The following is a 16,455-nucleotide window of genomic DNA, read 5'->3' on the forward strand; positions in this document are numbered from 1 at the left end:
AGATCGGACGTGTGCGGTCCGATGTTCCGCTCAGTGCCCGAGGCAGCGCACGCAAGTCCCGCGGCCGCAACTGACCAGCATGACCTGCCGGCCGGCAGGACACCCCGCAGACGATGTCATGGGGCGTGGGGACAACGGCGACGTAGGCGCTGGCATGGGCGCTGCAGCGGCCTGCACGCGCCGCGACGGCTCCGCCAGCGGGATCGGTTGCGCGCGTGCGGGGGCCACGTCGATCGGCGGCACGCTCGCTTGCGCATTGGCCACCACGCGGCTCACGTAGCCCTCTCGGTACCCTACGCTGAAGCCTCCGGAGTAGTAGCAGGACAGCGCGTGCCGCAAGGCTTGCTGTTCGATGGCCGTGCTGCGCGTGGCCCGCGTGAAGCATTCGCCCAGGATGCGCTGGCTGGCGGCCAGATTCCGGCACGGGTCGAGCACCGTGGCGGTGGTCTCGCCCAGGCGGGCAAGGTTGCGCCGGTTGATCTGCGCCAGGCCCAGGCTGAAGTCGTAGCCGCGCTGCTCGAGCATCTGGACGGTGGCCTGCGCTTCTTCCATCGACACCGGCTGCCGCGCCAGCCGCGCGCCCACCACGCCAATGGCATAGGGGTTGTAGCCGGACTCGGTGCGCACGAGCGCCGCCAGCGTCATCACATCCACGCGCGGTGCGCACTGCTGCGCCACCCGTGCAAAGTCCGCAGCTGAAAGCGCGGGGCCTGCATGTGCAGTGCCGGCGGCCAACCCCAGCACGCACATCAGCACGCCGAAAAAGACACGAAACCGCATGGCTGCCCCTTCCGTCTTGACGGTTCAGTGGTACGACAGCACCAGCCCGTGGATCAGCACGGCCCAGCCGTCCAGCATGACAAACAGCAGCAGCTTGAACGGTACCGAAATCGTGGTCGGCGAGATCATCTGCATGCCCAGCGCCAGCAGCACGTTGGCCACCAGCAAGTCGACGATGACGAAGACGATGTAGACCACGAAGCCGATCTGGAACGCCTTGGTCAGTTCGGTGAGCGTAAAGCTCGGCACCAGCACCGTCAGGTCATCGGCCTGCAGGTTCTGGGCACGCCCGCTGGGCCAGATGTTGGTGGCGGATTTCAGGAAGAAATTGCGCTCGCGCTCCTGCGTGTGCTTCTGCAGGAAGGCCTTGATGGGCGGCACGCCGGCGTCAACGATGGCCATGACGTCGTCCACGCTGAACTGCGCGCCGGAATTGAAGTTGCGGCCCTTCAGGTTGTTGACCATGTCGCCGCCCACCGGGGCCATGATGAACAGCGTCAGGATCAGCGCAATGCCGTTGAGCACCAGGTTGGGCGGCACCTGCTGGATGCCCAGCGCATTGCGCGTGAGCCCGAAGACGATCACCAGCTTGGTATAGCACGTCACCATGAGCGCCGCGAACGGGATCAGCCCGATCGCGACGATCATCGCGATCATCGGTACGGGATTCGGCAGGCTAGGCATGGTCGGGCGTGTCGTGCACGAAGGCGGCGACGCGCACGGCGAGCCGGTTGCCGACGGCCACCAGCTGGCCGCTGCCCACCAGGGTGCCGTTGGCGCGGATCTGCACGGTCGTGTGGTTCAGCGGCTGCTCCAACTCAATGACCTGCCCTGGCGCCAGATTGCGCAGCACGTGCAGCGGCAGCGCCTGCTCCGCCAGCTCGAACGTGGTCAAGACCTCGATGTCGTCAAAGGACGCGACTGGCGCGCCTGCTGTGGCCGCCCCGGGCAAGCCCTTGGCCTGCACCGGTTTGGCGGGGGTCCTCTCATCGGGCATGTCGCGCTCCGTGTGGCGGACGGCGTCCACCATGATTTGTTTGCCGAGGGCATGCGCGGCGATGCCCAGCGTGGGAATGCCCGGCACCGTGCCGACGCACTCCAGCGCTGCACCGCGCGAAGTCCATTTCTCGATGGCGATGATGTCGCCCTTGGCCACGCCACGCAGTTCGGAGGCGCGCAGCTGCGTCTGCCCGATCGAGAAACGCACACCGATCGCCAGGCGTTCCATCCATTGCGGGGCGCGGTTCGCAGTGTTCGCAGGCGCGTCGCGGTGCGCCTCTGCGCCGGTCACTTCCTCCAATGCCTGCTGCCAACGCTGCCAGCCGGCAAGGTCATCCATGGCGATGGCGCCGCTGCCGCGTGTGGCGCCGTCGTCGGTGCCCACGGTAAAGCCCACGGCGTGCTGCATGAGCCATGCAGTGGTCGGGCGCATGCTGACGTCGGGCTGCCAGCGCACCGGCTGGCGCAACTGTGCCTCCACCGCGCGCGATACGTTGCCCAGCGCATCGGCCGCCAGCGCGCAGAAGATGGCATGCGGCACGTCGGGCTGCACGCCGTCATCGGCCAGGCGCGTAGCCAATGCCACGTCCGCCAGCAGCCAGCCTTCATGCTTGCCCACGGCAAAACGCAATGCATGCCAACCGGGCAGCGGCGCATCCGGCTGGGTTGCCGCATCGGCGCCCAGGGGCGTCCAGCGCAACCGCCAACGCTCGGTACCGACCTGGATTGGCGGCAGCAACACGTCTCCATGCGCCTGCACGTACGCCCACGACTGGGCCCGCGCAACGCCGCTGTCCAGGTGCAGGAGTCCTTCGGCCTGCGCGAGGTCAGTGACCGACACGGGCATCTCTCGCTTCACGTTCTTTCGCGGCTCGCGGCTGGTTGGGAGGGTGGCTGGAAAACGGAGCCACTGTAGTGCCGATGCCCCCCCACGCCCGCTACTCGTTCTCGTAACCGTCGCAAACCCGACCTGCTGCCGTTACGTGAGTTCGGACGCGGCGCCGCGAAGGGCCGCTCTTACACTGGGCTCGCCTTGCAGCACGCCCTGCACCGCATGTGCAGGACAGCGTTCTTCAAGGCGCTGCTGCCCCGTCGTGCCCTGCACGCCGCCAACAGATAAGGAAGGTTAGGAAGGCCATGCCGAGCATCCCCAACGCGCAGGAAGCCCTCGCCAAACTGCGGTCCGACCCGAGCCATGCCGCGTTTGCCAGCGGCCTGCTGCGCTATGACCTGCTCATCGCGCTGTTCATCGGATCCGTGGTGGCGTTGTTCGTGTTGCCGCTGCCCACGGTCGTGCTCGACGGGCTGATCTCGCTCAACCTGGCGGCAAGCGTGATCCTGCTGACGATCTCGATCTACCTGCCCTCGGCGCTGGCGTTCTCTTCGTTTCCGTCGCTGCTGCTGTTTACGACGCTGTTCCGGCTGTCGCTGAACATCGCCTCGTGCAAGCTGATCCTGCTGCAGGCCAACGCCGGCCACGTGATCGACACGTTCGGCAAGCTGGTGGTGGGCGGCAACGTTGTGGTGGGCGGCGTGGTGTTCACCGTCATCGCCATCGTGCAGTTCGTGGTCATTGCCAAGGGTTCGGAACGTGTGGCGGAGGTGGGCGCCCGCTTCACGCTCGATGCCATGCCCGGCAAGCAGATGAGCATCGACGCCGACCTGCGCGCCGGCATCATCACGTCGGACCAAGCCAAGCACCGCCGCGAGCTGCTCGAACAGGAATCGCAATTGCACGGCGCCATGGATGGCGCGATGAAGTTCGTCAAGGGCGATGCCATTGCGGGCATCCTCATCGCGGTCATCAATATCCTGGCCGGCATTGCGGTGGGCGCGCTCATGCATGACATGTCGGTGGCCGATGCGCTGCACCGCTATGCCGTGCTGACCGTCGGTGACGGCATGGCCTCGCAGATTCCCTCGCTGATGGTGTCGATCGCGGCGGGGGTGGTCACCACGCGCGTGTCGTCGCGCGAGATGAACGACCGCCACCTCGGGCAGTTGATCGGTGCGCAGATCGCCGCACACCCGCGCGGCCTGCTGATGGGCGCCCTGGTGCTGTTTGCGTTTGTGCTGGTGCCGGGCATGCCGAAGTGGGCATTCCTGTCGCTCGCCTTGCTGGCGGGTGCAAGCGCGATTCACTTCCTGCGCGAGCGCCAGGCGCCGCCGATCCTGAATCTGCTGTCGGTCGGCGCCGAGGGCGTTGGCGCGCAGCCCGGCCGCCCCGAAGAAGTGTCTGCGGCGGCGGGCATTGCCGCGCCGGTGGCCGTGCGCCTTGCCGAGAACCTGCGCAAGGACATCAAGCTGGTGCCGCTGCAGAACGCGCTGGCCCGCTCCAAGGCGGCCGTGGAAGACGACATCGGCCTGGTGTTTCCGCGCGTGCACCTGACCTACAGTGCGCAGACGCTTCCCAATCACTACCGCATCTACGTGCAGGACGTGTTTGCTTCAGAGGGCACGCTGCAGGTCGCGCATCGCCTGTGGACGGAGGCCGCACCGCCCGCCGGCGTGGACGCAGAAAGCACCGCTGCGTTCGGTCCATTCAACCACGCGTGGTGGATGACGATGCCGGCATCGCAAGCCGATGACGCGGCCAAGACAGCCTGGGGCCAGGCGCTCGAGCCCGAGCAGGTCGTGGCGCGGCACGTGGAGGCCGTCATCCGCCGCCACGCCGCACAGATGGTCGGCATCCAGGAAGTGCAGAACATGCTGCAGCTCGTGCGCCGCGACCGCGCCGAGCTGGTCGGCGAACTGACGCGCCTCGTGCCGCTGCAGCGCGTGACCGACGTCCTGCGCCGCCTGCTGGACGAAGGCATCCCTATCCGCAACCTGAACACGATCCTCGAAAGTCTCATCGCGCGCTCACCGCACGAGCCCGACGACGTGACCATGCTGGTGGAATTGGTGCGCATGGACCTGCGCCGGCAGATTACCGATCACTTCTGCGGGCCCGACCGCTCGCTGAACGTCGTGCTGTTCGAGCAGAGCCTGCAGGAACGCATTGAAGATGCGGTGGTGCGCACCAAGCAGGGCAACCTGCTCGGGCTCTCGCGCGAGGTCCGCACCAACATTGCCGACCAGGTCCAGAACGTGACCGAAGCCGTGCGCCACGGCGAGGCCACGGCGGGCCAGCCGCGCACCGCCATCATGGTGGCGATGACGTGCCGCGCCTATGTGCGCCGCCTGATCGAAGCGACCCTGCCCGACCTGCCGGTCGTCTCCCTGCAGGAGATCGAAGCCGACGTGCAGCTGCACACCGTCGGCTGGGTACGCAACCCGCCCGAGGATCGCCCCAAGGCCGACCCTGCGGCCGCCGCCGGAGCCACCGCATGATGAACGCCGCCACCGTGATCGAGATCACGCGCCATGCGCTCACGCTCGTACTGGTGCTATCGCTGCCGGTGATCCTGGTGGCCGGCATCTCGGCGTTGCTGATCGCTGTGCTGCAGGCCGTCACACAAATCCAGGACCAGAGCATCGGCCTCACGGTGCGGATGATCGCCGTGATGGTGACCGTGCTGCTCATGGCCGGATGGGCCGGCCAGGAACTGCTGCGCTATGCCGGCGGTGCATTGGAACTCGTTTTGACGGGCCGTCCCGGCCTGCTTTGAGCACGCAGTCTTCATCCACCTTTCTTGAGCACCTCTTCGTGAACCCGCACCGTCTCCTGTGCCTCGCCGCACTGCTGGCCTGCTGTACCGTCGACTTGTCCTCCTTGGCTGCCGCGGCCGAGCTGCACTGGCGCAATCGCCCTTACCAGATCGTGGCCGAGAACAAGCGGCTGACAGACTTCCTGCGCGAGCTGGCCGCCGCGCAGGGCGTCACGGCCGTGGTCGACAGCAAGATCGACGCGACGATCAGCGGGCGCTTCTCGGGCTCGCCCGCCAGCACGCTCAACACGGTGTGCGCGACCTATGGCCTCACGTGGTACTACGACGGCTCGTTCCTCTACATCGATCGCGCAGAAGAGGCACAGACGCAGGTCTTTCCCATCCCGAAGGGCAGCGCCGAGCAGGTCGGGCAGGTGCTGCAGTCGATGCAGATCACGGACAAACGTTTTCCGCTGCTGGTGAGCGACAAGGACAGCACGGTGTATGTGTCCGGCCCGCGCCGCTATGTCGAACTGGTCAAGCAATCCATCTCCAGCGTGGGCGACGGCGCGCATTCGGGCGAGCGCGCGGAGATTCGCGCCTTCCCGCTCAAGTACGCATGGGCAACGGACTTCCAGGTCAACCGCTCGGGCCGCTCGGTGACCGTGCCCGGCATTGCCACGATCCTGCGGCGCCTCTACGGCCAAGGGTCGGGCACGTCGAGCACCAGTGCGGCGCCGCGCCTGGGCAGTGCCACGCGGCAGGTCAAGCTCGGCCAGGGCGCCATGCTCAGCATCCCGCGCATCGACACCAGCAATTACACGGAGCCGCCTGCCGATTCGGGCCCGCCGCTGCTGGCGTCGAACGGCCCGGGGCCGGACCTGCCGCGCATCGAGCCGGACCCCGGCATCAACTCGGTGGTCATTCGCGACCTGCCTGAGCGGCTGGCGCAGTATCAGAAGGTGATTGCGTCGCTCGACATCCGCCCGCGCCTGGTGGAGATCAGCCTGACCATCATCGATATCAGCGCCGATTCGCTCGACAGCCTCGGCGTGGATTGGCGCCTGCACACCACGCACGGCGACTTCCAATCGGGCAACGGGCAGAACCCGCCGCTCACCTTCAGCGTGGGCAGCACCGAGCAGGGCTCGACCGGCCCAAGCACGCCCAACGGCATTGCGCTGACCGCTTCCATCGGCGGCAGCCTGCGCAACTACCTGCTTGCGCGCATCAACGCCCTGACGCAGAACGGCAACGCCCAGACGCAGGCCAAACCGAAGGTGCTGGCGCTCGACAACACCGAGGCCATTCTGGAAAACCTCACGCAGTTCTACATCCCGGTCAGCGGCTTTCAGGATTCGTCGCTCTATACCGTGCAGGCCGGCACCAGTGTGAAGGTGACACCGCTGGTGGTGGATGAAAACGGCAACAAGAGCGTGATGCTCAGCATCAGCATCGACGATGGCAACGTCACGCAAGACACCGTGCAGAACCTGCCCGTGATCCAGCAGCGCGCCATCGTCACGCAGGCCATGGTGGAGGAAGGCAAGAGCCTGCTGATTGCCGGCTTCAACGCCGATGAACAGCGCTTCACCAAGAGCGGTGTGCCGCTGCTGTCGGACATCCCCATCCTGGGCAACCTGTTCAAGTACACGACCAAGTCGGGCAAGCACATGGAGCGCTTTTATCTGCTGACGCCGCGGCTGGCCACCACGCCGTTCGCGGAGGCGGATGTGCCGGCCTTCCCGCAGCCGATGGAGGGCCCGAATGCACCCCGCCCGCTGCCGGTGCCGAGCAGCGATGCACCACCTGCGCCGCCGCCCACATCGCCCGCGGCAGACCAACCCGCCGCGCAGGCGCCGCGCCCCGTCGCCACTCTGCTGAAGACGCCATATGCAACCGACCGCCTCGCTGCCTAAATCGCCGTGGAGCCTGCGCTTCCTGAGCGGGCCGCTGTATGGGCGGTCGATGCCGCTCAAGCGCGGGCAGAACTGGGTCGGCTCATCGGCCGATTGCGATGTGATCCTGCCGGACCGCGCCGTGGCGGGCCGCCACCTGTGCCTGGAGGTAGGCGACATTGCCGTGGCCGTGCGCAACGTGGCAGACACGCCGGCAGGTGCTGAAGCCACGCCCGTGCAGCTGGGCGGCACGCCGCTGCCGCAGGGCGTGCGGCGCACGCTGTCACCCAGCGATGCGGTGGACCTCGGGCCGATCCGCTTCGGGGTCGAGCGCATCGGCGGCCCCGCAACGGCGGTGCCGGAACCGCCCGCCCCCGTGCGCGAACGCGGCGTGCGCTGGCTGATCGACATGGCGGGGGTGGGGCGCTTTCTGCGTGGCCGAGGTTCGCGCGCCGCGCCCGCACTGGTGGCGCTGTGGTGCGTGCTGGCCATGATCACGCTGCTGGCGGCGGTGCTCGCCATCCGCGGCGAATTCCGCTTTCGCAGCGAATCCACCGCCGAGCGCATCGCGCAGATTCAACAGGCGCTGGGCAATCCACGTGAAATCGTAGTGGCCCCGATGAGCGATGGCACGTATCAAGCAAGTGGGTACGTCGAAACGCAGGCCGACCGCAAGACGATCGGCGAACGCGCGGCGCGTATCCCCAAGCTCACGCTGGGCGAGATCTATGTGGTGGGCGATCTGCTGGCCACCGCGCAGCAGTTCGTGAGCGATGGTCGGCTCAAAGTGGAATACGCCGGACACGGCCGCGTGGTCGTGTCGGGTGAGACAAACGATTACCGGGTGCGCGATCACCTGCGCGTATTTGCGCGGGACGCACGCCCCGCCATCGAGGTCGTGGACAACGTGCAGTACAAGGACGGCGGCCCCGTCGAGGTGGGCCAGAACGTGGACATCGCCAAGAACAGCATCGTGGGCGTGTATGCCGATGAAGACGGCATGCGCTTTGTCACCACGCGCGACGGGCAGCATTACTTCGAGGGGTCCCGCATGCCCGACGGTGACGTGATCCGGCAGATCTCCACCACGGGCGTGACGTTCGACCACGGCGGTACGGCGTTTGTGCGGCCGATCCAGGGCGGGGGGGTGGATTTGCAGGCGGCGAGCGCCAGCGCTGCATCTACAGCCTCGGGGACTGCAGACACCCCATCCGCCTCAGAGAGCGCGGCACCTGCGGGAGCCCAGTCACCGTGAAGACAAGCTGTGGCTGGCCACAAGGCAAGAACCGTTCTTACCAGGCGCGCCCTGCATGGGCGCGTCCGGTGAAACCTGCCTCAATCCGAGGCGCTTTTTTCTCAACAAAACCGACAGGAGTCGACTATGGATCAACTGGCCTCAGGCTTAACACCCATTGGCGCTAATTCCAGCATTCCTTCTTCACCAACTGAGGCGGCTGCCTTCATCAACCAATCGATGCAAAGCCAGGCGATGTATGCCGCGCTCAACGCAAAGTCCGCAGCCAACACGGGCTACTGCGAGCTGATTCAGAACGACGCGAAGCAGAAGGAGCAGCTCTTGCGGGATGGCTCGGCGCCGCGTTGACGTCCGAACCGGAGAAGGATGGCTCCGTCATCTTTCTCCCTTTCCTCCGCTTAACCGAGAACGCGCTGTCACACAGCGCAGGAGCCTCGTCATGGACACCATTGCCCTATCTGCTTTGCAGGCCGCCGGCGCTCCTCTGCAGGCAACGCCCACGGCGGGCCTCGGCGCCGCCCCGGCGGCCACCCAGACCCAGCAAGCAGCCGCACAGGAATTTCATAGCCACATGATCGGTACTGCCAACGGACCCGTCCAATCCAGTTCCATGGTCAATGGCACAACGCACACCACTTCAGCGCAACGGCCCGCCTGGGTGGAGGACCTCTTCCGTCAGGGCAAAAGCGTGTCCTCGCGTTTTGAGAACCTCAACAAGACCATTACGCGGGCAAACGAGACCATGGCCCAAAGTGACGATCTGCGCGAAATCTACGCCGCAAGCAATAGCGCGTCATACGCAATTGCCATGGCCCTATCTGAAGAGCAGATGAACATCGGCCTGGCGACAGGCGCCACGAACACGCTCAAGTCGATGCTGCACAACTCGGACCAGTAATCACGCATGGAAACCGGAACCGCAATACGGCGGCGCGTCTGCAGCATCGTGCTCGCATGCGCCGCCGCCCTGCTCCTCTGCAGCTGCGACAAGGAACTCGTCTCCAACCTCGGCGAGCCGCAGGCCAACGAAGTGCTGTCCGCGCTGAGCAACGCCGGCATCGGCGCGCGCAAGGAGGCCGTGGACGAGCACGGCTGGCAGGTGCTGGTCGACGACTCCGACATGGGGCAGGCGCTGGACGTGCTGCGCGCACAAGGCCTGCCGCGCGAACCGCTCGCACGCCTGGGCGAGATCTTCCGCAAGCAGGGCCTGGTGGCGACCCCCGCGGAGGAGCGCGTGCGTTATCTCTACGGCATGTCGGAAGAGCTTTCGCGCACGCTGCAGGCCATGGACGGCGTGGTCACCGCGCGCGTGCACGTGGTGATTCCCGAGAACGATCCGCTGTCCGACAAGGTGCGGCCCTCTTCTGCCGCGGTCTACATCAAGTACCGCGACGGCGTGAACCTGCGCGCCATGACGCCGATGGTCAAAGACCTCGTCGCGCACAGCATCGAGGGGCTGAATTACGACAACGTCTCGCTCGTGCTGCAGGGCACCGATCTGGGTGCCAACGAACGCCGCTCGCGCGCAGCCACGTCGCCGTATCTGCTGATCAATGCACGCAATCCGCTCGTCTGGCTGGTGGGCGTGCTGATCGTGCTGGGCGTGCTGGCGGTGCTGGCCACGGCATTGCGCCGCGGCTGGGAGCCCCGCTGGCCCGGGTCGCGTGGCCTGGGCGGACGCCGCGCGGGGCAGTTTGCCAATGACGGCGACCAGGCCGGCTGACCACAACAATGACCACCGCCGGCATGCTCACGCCCGACAGCGCCCGCCTGGCGCGTCTGCTGTGCGCGTGGAACCTGCACTTTGACAGGGCGCTGCACCCCAGCTGGCTGCCCGCCGAATGGCCGGCGCGCTTTCGCAACTGGGATCGCTTCGGCCCGCAGGGCCGGCGCGTGCTGATGCAGGAATTGCGCCGGCACGAGCCCGCGCTGGATGGCTTCATCGCCGATGTGGATTCACGCGAGGCACGGCTGTGCCTGCTGCCGCGTCAGGCGCTGACGCAACTGTCCACCGCTTGCGGCATCGTGCTGCACCGCGCTTGGATTGAAGACATGGCAGGCAAGCGCCTCACGCGCGTGCTTCACCTGGCGCTGGGCAGGCCGCTGATGGAATCGGCCCTGCAGCATGCGGCCGCCTTCGATGCGGTGGCGGAAAGCCTGTCGCCGTATGCCAGCACGCCGCGGCAGGTGATCGATGTCTTGCAGGAGCGCGGCGCTCGCCTGCTGATCGACCTGACGATGCGTGCGGCACCCGAGCACGGCCAGCGCCTGGCACTGACGTTCGCGCGCGCAGCGTTCGAGCGCGCGCCTTACACGCTGAACGCGCAACAGTGGCAGCAAGTGGCCGACCTCGTTTTCCTTTGCTTCATTCCTGAACAGCTACCGGCATGGGACTGGCTTTTCTGATCAGCAGCGAGCATCTGCAAATCCTCAGCGAGCGCAAGGTGCTCAAGGAGCGCGAATACACCGCGCTGCTCGACGCCGAGGCACTCCTGGGCGCCGCGCAGGCCGACCGCAAGCGCCACGAAACCGAAGCCAAGCGGCAATACGCCGAACAGCGCCAGCTCGGCTACGACGACGGCTTCCAGGCGGGGCGCACCGAGGCCGCCCAATCCACCTACGCGACCGTTCTCCAGGCGGCGGCCATGCTGCAGGCCACGCGCGGCAAGATGGCCGAACTGGTGGTGCGCGCCGTCTCCGAGATCCTGGCCGACGCCGACCCGCGCGCCATCATGCTGAGCGCCGCCAAGCGCATCGCCCAATACCTGCAGGACGAGACGTATCTGCATATCCGCGTGCATCCCGGGCGCGTGCACATGATGCAAGAGGTGCTTGCGGCGCTGCCGGGCGACCATCTGGAGCGACGCACCATCCGCGTGACGGGCGACCCCGCGCTGCGCTACGGCGACTGCTCCGTGCAGACCCCGTCGGGCACCATCGATGCGGGTGTCGACAGCCAGCTCGCCGCGCTGCGCAAGGCGCTGACCGGAGACGGCCAATGACCTCGCCTGACTCGCAGGGCGCATTGCCGGACTGGAGCCGCGCATGGGGTGACGCATTAGGTGGAGTATTTGATGCGCAAGCGCTGGAGGCCGAACTCTCGCAGGCGCTTGATCGCTTTGCGCCGATCCAGACGCAAGGCCGCGTCACGCGCGCTGTCGGGCTGCTGCTCAGCGCCTCTGGCCTGCAAGCACGGCTGGGCGAAATTTGCCAACTGCGCACGCCCGGCACGCCGGACACGCTGGCCGAGGTGGTGGGCTTTTCCCGCTCGGGCACCTTGCTCACACCGCTGGGCGAAACCAGCGGCCTCTCGGCTGCCACGGCCGTCATTCCCACGGGGCGCGATCACAGTTTCCCGGTCGGCCCGGCGCTGCTCGGTCGCGTGCTCGACGGCTTCGGCCAGCCGCTGGACCGCGCCGGACCCGTCGCGGCCGTGACGCGCGCCAGCGCCTACGGTGCCCCGCCCAACCCGCTCGACCGTCAGCTGGTCGACAAGCCGCTCGCCACGGGCGTGCGCGCCATCGACGCGCTGCTCACCGTGGGCGTGGGGCAGCGCGTGGGCATCCTGGCGCCCGCCGGTGTGGGCAAGAGCACGCTGCTCGGCATGATCGCGCGCGGCGCCAGCGCCGATGTGAACGTCGTCGCCCTGATTGGCGAACGCGGACGCGAAGTGCGCGAGTTCATCGAGCACCATCTGCCCAAACAGGCGCGCGCACGCACGGTGCTGGTGGTGTCCACCTCCGACCGCCCCGCCATGGAGCGCGTGAAGTCCGCATTTGTCGCCACCGCCATCGCCGAGTATTTCCGCGACCAGGGGCAAAGCGTGCTGCTGCTCATGGATTCGCTCACGCGCTTTGCCAGGGCCCAACGCGAAGTGGGCTTGGCCAGCGGCGAGCCCCCCGCGCGGCGCAGCTTTCCGCCATCGACGTTTGCCATGCTGCCGCGCTTGCTGGAGCGCGCCGGCCCCGGCGCCAAGGGTTCCATCACCGCGTTCTACACCGTGCTGGTGGAAGGCGAGGAAGAGTCCGATCCGATTGCCGAGGAAGTCCGCTCCATCGTCGACGGCCACATCGTGCTCACGCGCAAGCTGGCCACCGAGGGGCAATATCCGCCGATCGACCTGCTGGCGAGCATCAGCCGTGTCATGCCCAACGTGGCCGACGCGGGGCATATGGAAACCGCCAGCCAGCTCAGACGCTGGCTGGCGCGCTATCAAGAGATCGAATTGCTGCTGCAGATTGGCGAATACAAGGCCGGCAGCGACCCAGATGTCGACCGCGCCGTTGCCGCCCGCGATGCGCTACGCAGGTTCTTTGCCCAGCGCACCGACGAGCGCGTGCGCTTTGAAGACGTGCTGGCCGAAGCCCGCCAATTGGTAGAACGCTATGGACACGACACTGGCCACCCTGCGCCGCGTGCGTGACATCCGCCGCCGCAAGGCACTGGCGCGCACGCTTCAAGCCGCCCATGTGGTGCGCGATGCGGAAGCGACCGTCAATGCGTCGCTGCAATCCATCCGCACGCAGACCGACTTCCGCCAGCAGCGCGCAAGGCTGCTCGACGCGGCGCCCCGGGGCGAGGCGTTGACGGTGGACACGCTGGCAATCGCGCATTACGAGCAAGCCCGGCTGCGGCATATCGTGGCCAATGTGCAGACGACACTGCAGGAACAGCGCCAATCGCTGCAAAGCGGCCAGACGCAGTTGCAGGAAGCGCGCACCGCCTTCGGCCGCGCAGAAGCCGCACGCAGCCGCATCCAGCACCTGGCCGAGCGTGCCAGCGCCCGGAGCACCGCGCGCGCCGAGCTGCGCGCCGAAGACCAGCTCGACGATCACAACGCCCTGGCCTACGCACGCGCGCTCAGCCTTGCCGATGCCGAGGAGCCGCCCACGACATGACCCCGTCCTTCAGTGGCTGGATGGAAACGGGGCACAGCGTCACGCTGGTGCTGCCGCGCCTGTTGCCGATGTTCTTCGTGCTGCCCGTGTTTGGCGAGCGCATGCTCACGGGGCTGGTGCGCAACGGCCTGATTGCCGTGGTGGCGATGTTCATTTCGCCGCTGGTGCCGCTGAGCGTGCTGGGCGAGCAGACACCGGTCATGTGGATGCTGCTGTTGATCAAGGAAGCGGCGCTGGGCCTGCTGCTTGCCATGGGCGCGTCGGCCATGCTGTGGGCCGTGCAGAACGTTGGTTACCTGATCGACTTCCAGACCGGCACGGGCAACGCCACGTTCTTCGATCCGCTCTCCGGGCAGGAAAGCGGGCCGACCGCCAGCTTCCTGGGCTTTCTTGCCATCACGCTGTTCCTGACGGGTGGCGGCCTGCACGTGGTGCTGGGTGCGCTGTTCGAGTCGTACCGCGTGTGGCCGGTGCAGGCACTGCTGCCCGACGTGCACGTGGCGCTGGACCAGTTCGTCATCCGAGAATCCGATTCCATCATGACGTGGACGATCAAGCTGGCCGCGCCCATCGTGCTGCTGTTGCTCGTGGTGGAGATCGGCCTGAGCGCGATCAGCCGGTCGGTGCCGCAGTTGAACATCTTCATGTTCTCGCAGCCGATCAAGAGCGGGCTGGCGATGCTGATGATGGTGCTGTTCCTGCAGTTCCTGTATGACGCCCTGCGCCAGTTCATCGACACCGACAGCGGCATGCGTGGCCTGTTGCAGCTGCTCGGCTTTCCGGCGGCCGGGCCATGAGCGACAAGCCGCATCAGCCCACACGCAAGCGCCTGGAAGACCGCCGCAAACGCGGCGAAGTCGTGCGCAGCCAGGAAGTGGTATCCGCGCTCGTCTTTACGTGCATGGTGGGCGCGCTGTCGCTCACGCCCGCCTTGTGGATGGACAGCATCCGCGCCGGCCTCGCCACCCTCGGCCGCGTGCTGGCAGCGCCGGAGCCCGCCAAGCTCATCGGCCCGCTGGTGGCCGATCTGGCAATCCATGCCGCTGGGCTTGCCGTCGGCATCATCGCGCTCAGCGGGTTCATCGCCGCCTTGACGGCGTTCGCGCAGGTGGGCGCGCTGATGAGTCCGGCCAAGATCACGCCCGATCTTTCGCGGCTCAACCCGGCCAATGGCCTGACACGCATGTTCTCGATGCGCAATCTGGCGGGGCTCGGGCTGATGGTGCTGAAGGTGCTGTGCCTGCTTGGCATCCTCTTTGTGGTGGGTGCGGGCGCCATCGATGCGCTGCTCTCGGCCGGGCGGCAGTCGCCTGCGCAGATCCTGCAGGTGGGCGCGCACGTGGTGCTGGTGCTGCTGTCTTGCGTGGCCACCATGCTGCTGGTACTGGCCGCGGCCGATTACATGGTGGTGCGCGCGCAATACCTGAAGGAAGCGCGCATGACGACCGAAGAAATCCGCCGCGAATACCGCGAGAACGAAGGCGACCCGCACCTGCGCGCCCGGCGCCGCCAGCTTGCCCGCGAGGCGCACTGGAGCGCCCTGCCCGACCGCATCCGGCTGGCCGTGGTGGTCGTGTACTCGCCGCAATACGCCGTGGCACTGTGGTACGGCGGCCAGGGTACGCTGCCGGTGGTGGTGGCCCGCGGCGAAGGCGAGATGGCCGAGCGCATCCGCAAACTGGCCGAAGCGCAGCTCATTCAAACGCACGGCAACCCCGGGCTTGCAAGCAAGCTCTACGAGCAGGTTCAGCTCGATGCCGCGATTGACCGGACGCTCTTCCGCGAGGTGGCCGAGACGCTGCGCTGGGCCACCGGCGCGAGCCAGACCAGCGCCTGATCTGCAGCACCTTTCCTTTGACTGAGCACATCGGACCGAAGCGGTCCGTTCTGTGTCCAAAGCGGACGTGGACGGCACATGGGCCGCCAAGTTTCAATGTACGCATTGTCGTCGCCGCCCCACCGAAACACGCACCAGAACTGCGTTTTCCCGGACTGGGCGGTCGGTCAAAAGACCATGGCAATGCGCAGCAGCATCGGTTGTCGGGACCCGCGCATCGCACATCAGGAACGGCAGCCCGCAAGGGCATCGGTTGGGGGATTGTTTGCACAATCAGAACATCCCGGAGCCACGCATGGACCTCTTGCACACGCAAGACCTGGACCGCACGTCCACCCTCCGGTTCGATTCCGCCTTGCCGGATTTCGAACTGGCCGCTGAACAACCGCCCATCCAGTCGCACGTGCGGTTCTTTACCGAAGAAGAGCTGACCGTCTGGCGCCCCGACGAAGCACCGCGTGGCACCGTCAACCTGCTGGTGGAGCTGCTTTCCTGCACAACCGCTGCTGAACGCAAGATGCTCGTGCGCCATCTGCTGTTCGACATGGGCTTCGACTCGATGGTGTATGCCACAGCGCGCGCCATCAACGCTCGCTCGACGGCGCGCACCTGCCTGGTGAGCTACACCGACGAAGACTGGGCCCGCCGCTACTTTGAAGAACGCTTCTTCGAAGTGGACCCACGCCGTGAATGGGTGACCCGCAGCGGCATGCCCATGATCTGGGAAGCCGACGACCTGCGTCGCGCCGCCCACGCCGAGCAAGATGCCGAACGCAAGCGCGCGTTCATCGAGATGTCGCTCGAATCCGGCGTCAGCAGCGGCGTGTTCATCGCCCTGCCCGGCGCACAGCACGGCACGCGTGCCGTGATCAGCCTCACGTCGAGCGTGCCGGGCCGGCGCTGGATGTCGGATGCGGTCACGGGCCGCGCGCTGGTGCTGGCGCTCGGCATCCACCAGTTCATCTCCGACTACACGAGCATGTCGCGCATGCTGCTCGGCATGGGCCGCAGCATTTCGCAAACGCAGAAGCGCGTGCTGGAGTGCCTGGCCAGAGGCATGCGCGACAAGGAGATCGCCAGCCAGCTCGACATTCCCGTGCACAACGTCGATTACCACCTGCGACGCCTGCGGGGCGTGTTCGGCGTGCGCAACCGCGTGCAGCTGATCGAAGCCGCGCTTGAGCAGCTGGCGTTCTAG

Annotated in this window: 17 protein-coding genes; 14 read left to right on the plus strand and 3 right to left on the minus strand. The window is 66.8% G+C overall.

Annotation, left to right across the window (positions count from 1 at the left end):
* Positions 1 to 30: 30 nt before the first annotated feature.
* From ABIC76_RS02660 to sctQ, 3 genes are read right to left on the minus strand one after another with little or no spacing between them, the layout of a single operon-like run.
* A complete protein-coding gene (locus ABIC76_RS02660; RefSeq protein WP_102065994.1) occupies positions 31 to 780 on the minus strand; it encodes a lytic transglycosylase domain-containing protein in 750 nt (249 codons plus the stop codon).
* 24 nt (positions 781 to 804) lie between these two features.
* The gene (sctR, locus tag ABIC76_RS02665; RefSeq protein ID WP_065854284.1) at positions 805 to 1,464 is read right to left on the minus strand and encodes a type III secretion system export apparatus subunit SctR; all 660 of its coding nucleotides are present in this window, start codon (positions 1,462 to 1,464) and stop codon (positions 805 to 807) included.
* On the minus strand, positions 1,457 to 2,620 hold the full coding sequence (sctQ, locus tag ABIC76_RS02670; protein ID WP_180815228.1) for a type III secretion system cytoplasmic ring protein SctQ: 1,164 nt from the start codon (positions 2,618 to 2,620) through the stop codon (positions 1,457 to 1,459). Before sctQ ends, sctR begins: the two co-directional genes overlap by 8 nt.
* A 296-nt stretch (positions 2,621 to 2,916) precedes the next feature.
* Between sctQ and sctV the strand changes: the two genes are divergently transcribed.
* The 14 genes from sctV to ABIC76_RS02740 all read left to right on the plus strand — a co-directional run bounded on the left by sctV (position 2,917) and on the right by ABIC76_RS02740 (position 16,455).
* Complete coding sequence (gene sctV / locus ABIC76_RS02675; protein WP_102065992.1) at positions 2,917 to 5,112, plus strand: type III secretion system export apparatus subunit SctV; 2,196 nt, start codon at positions 2,917 to 2,919, stop codon at positions 5,110 to 5,112.
* Positions 5,112 to 5,390, plus strand: coding sequence for an EscS/YscS/HrcS family type III secretion system export apparatus protein (locus tag ABIC76_RS02680; RefSeq protein WP_027679288.1), 279 nt, complete (start codon positions 5,112 to 5,114; stop codon positions 5,388 to 5,390). Before sctV ends, ABIC76_RS02680 begins: the two co-directional genes overlap by 1 nt.
* Positions 5,391 to 5,428: 38 nt before the next feature.
* On the plus strand, positions 5,429 to 7,288 hold the full coding sequence (gene sctC / locus ABIC76_RS02685) for a type III secretion system outer membrane ring subunit SctC (protein WP_502947829.1): 1,860 nt from the start codon (positions 5,429 to 5,431) through the stop codon (positions 7,286 to 7,288).
* Entirely contained in the window at positions 7,263 to 8,522 is a 1,260-nt protein-coding gene (locus tag ABIC76_RS02690; RefSeq protein WP_102065990.1) for an FHA domain-containing protein, read from the plus strand. Before sctC ends, ABIC76_RS02690 begins: the two co-directional genes overlap by 26 nt.
* 126 nt (positions 8,523 to 8,648) lie before the next feature.
* Positions 8,649 to 8,870 (plus strand): hypothetical protein, encoded by a 222-nt coding sequence (locus ABIC76_RS02695; RefSeq protein WP_143708243.1) that lies wholly within the window; start codon positions 8,649 to 8,651, stop codon positions 8,868 to 8,870.
* Positions 8,871 to 8,961: 91 nt separating this feature from the next.
* Entirely contained in the window at positions 8,962 to 9,420 is a 459-nt protein-coding gene (locus tag ABIC76_RS02700; RefSeq protein ID WP_102065989.1) for a hypothetical protein, read from the plus strand.
* Positions 9,421 to 9,426: 6 nt separating this feature from the next.
* Positions 9,427 to 10,245 carry a type III secretion system inner membrane ring lipoprotein SctJ gene (gene sctJ, locus ABIC76_RS02705; RefSeq protein WP_102065988.1) on the plus strand — a complete coding sequence of 273 codons (819 nt, stop codon included), beginning with the start codon at positions 9,427 to 9,429 and terminating at the stop codon, positions 10,243 to 10,245.
* 8 nt (positions 10,246 to 10,253) lie between these two features.
* Positions 10,254 to 10,928, plus strand: coding sequence for a bcscK (locus ABIC76_RS02710; RefSeq protein ID WP_102065987.1), 675 nt, complete (start codon positions 10,254 to 10,256; stop codon positions 10,926 to 10,928).
* Positions 10,910 to 11,524 carry a type III secretion system stator protein SctL gene (gene sctL / locus ABIC76_RS02715; RefSeq protein WP_354532888.1) on the plus strand — a complete coding sequence of 205 codons (615 nt, stop codon included), beginning with the start codon at positions 10,910 to 10,912 and terminating at the stop codon, positions 11,522 to 11,524. Before ABIC76_RS02710 ends, sctL begins: the two co-directional genes overlap by 19 nt.
* Positions 11,521 to 12,945 carry a type III secretion system ATPase SctN gene (sctN, locus tag ABIC76_RS02720; protein WP_354532889.1) on the plus strand — a complete coding sequence of 475 codons (1,425 nt, stop codon included), beginning with the start codon at positions 11,521 to 11,523 and terminating at the stop codon, positions 12,943 to 12,945. Before sctL ends, sctN begins: the two co-directional genes overlap by 4 nt.
* A complete protein-coding gene (locus ABIC76_RS02725) occupies positions 12,908 to 13,420 on the plus strand; it encodes a hypothetical protein (RefSeq protein WP_102065985.1) in 513 nt (170 codons plus the stop codon). The genes sctN and ABIC76_RS02725 overlap by 38 nt, the downstream gene beginning before the upstream one ends.
* On the plus strand, positions 13,417 to 14,217 hold the full coding sequence (gene sctT / locus ABIC76_RS02730; protein WP_102065984.1) for a type III secretion system export apparatus subunit SctT: 801 nt from the start codon (positions 13,417 to 13,419) through the stop codon (positions 14,215 to 14,217). The genes ABIC76_RS02725 and sctT overlap by 4 nt, the downstream gene beginning before the upstream one ends.
* Entirely contained in the window at positions 14,214 to 15,257 is a 1,044-nt protein-coding gene (locus ABIC76_RS02735; RefSeq protein ID WP_354532890.1) for an EscU/YscU/HrcU family type III secretion system export apparatus switch protein, read from the plus strand. Before sctT ends, ABIC76_RS02735 begins: the two co-directional genes overlap by 4 nt.
* Before the next feature lie 295 nt (positions 15,258 to 15,552).
* Positions 15,553 to 16,455: a helix-turn-helix transcriptional regulator gene (locus ABIC76_RS02740; RefSeq protein ID WP_147217340.1), complete on the plus strand. Its 903-nt coding sequence runs from the start codon at positions 15,553 to 15,555 to the stop codon at positions 16,453 to 16,455.

The organism is Ralstonia sp. 1138 (genome assembly GCF_040544795.1).
In the GTDB taxonomy this organism is placed as follows: domain Bacteria; phylum Pseudomonadota; class Gammaproteobacteria; order Burkholderiales; family Burkholderiaceae; genus Ralstonia; species Ralstonia flatus.

Coding starts and splice junctions, on each gene's coding strand:
- ABIC76_RS02680 (WP_027679288.1), top strand. CDS start 5,112: ATGAACGCCGCCACCGTGATCGAGATCACGCGCCATGCGCTCACGCTC.
- sctN (WP_354532889.1), top strand. CDS start 11,521: ATGACCTCGCCTGACTCGCAGGGCGCATTGCCGGACTGGAGCCGCGCA.
- sctL (WP_354532888.1), top strand. CDS start 10,910: ATGGGACTGGCTTTTCTGATCAGCAGCGAGCATCTGCAAATCCTCAGC.
- ABIC76_RS02700 (WP_102065989.1), top strand. CDS start 8,962: ATGGACACCATTGCCCTATCTGCTTTGCAGGCCGCCGGCGCTCCTCTG.
- ABIC76_RS02710 (WP_102065987.1), top strand. CDS start 10,254: ATGACCACCGCCGGCATGCTCACGCCCGACAGCGCCCGCCTGGCGCGT.
- sctJ (WP_102065988.1), top strand. CDS start 9,427: ATGGAAACCGGAACCGCAATACGGCGGCGCGTCTGCAGCATCGTGCTC.
- ABIC76_RS02660 (WP_102065994.1), bottom strand. CDS start 780: ATGCGGTTTCGTGTCTTTTTCGGCGTGCTGATGTGCGTGCTGGGGTTG.
- ABIC76_RS02740 (WP_147217340.1), top strand. CDS start 15,553: ATGGACCTCTTGCACACGCAAGACCTGGACCGCACGTCCACCCTCCGG.
- sctR (WP_065854284.1), bottom strand. CDS start 1,464: ATGCCTAGCCTGCCGAATCCCGTACCGATGATCGCGATGATCGTCGCG.
- ABIC76_RS02725 (WP_102065985.1), top strand. CDS start 12,908: ATGGACACGACACTGGCCACCCTGCGCCGCGTGCGTGACATCCGCCGC.
- sctV (WP_102065992.1), top strand. CDS start 2,917: ATGCCGAGCATCCCCAACGCGCAGGAAGCCCTCGCCAAACTGCGGTCC.
- sctT (WP_102065984.1), top strand. CDS start 13,417: ATGACCCCGTCCTTCAGTGGCTGGATGGAAACGGGGCACAGCGTCACG.
- ABIC76_RS02690 (WP_102065990.1), top strand. CDS start 7,263: ATGCAACCGACCGCCTCGCTGCCTAAATCGCCGTGGAGCCTGCGCTTC.
- ABIC76_RS02735 (WP_354532890.1), top strand. CDS start 14,214: ATGAGCGACAAGCCGCATCAGCCCACACGCAAGCGCCTGGAAGACCGC.
- ABIC76_RS02695 (WP_143708243.1), top strand. CDS start 8,649: ATGGATCAACTGGCCTCAGGCTTAACACCCATTGGCGCTAATTCCAGC.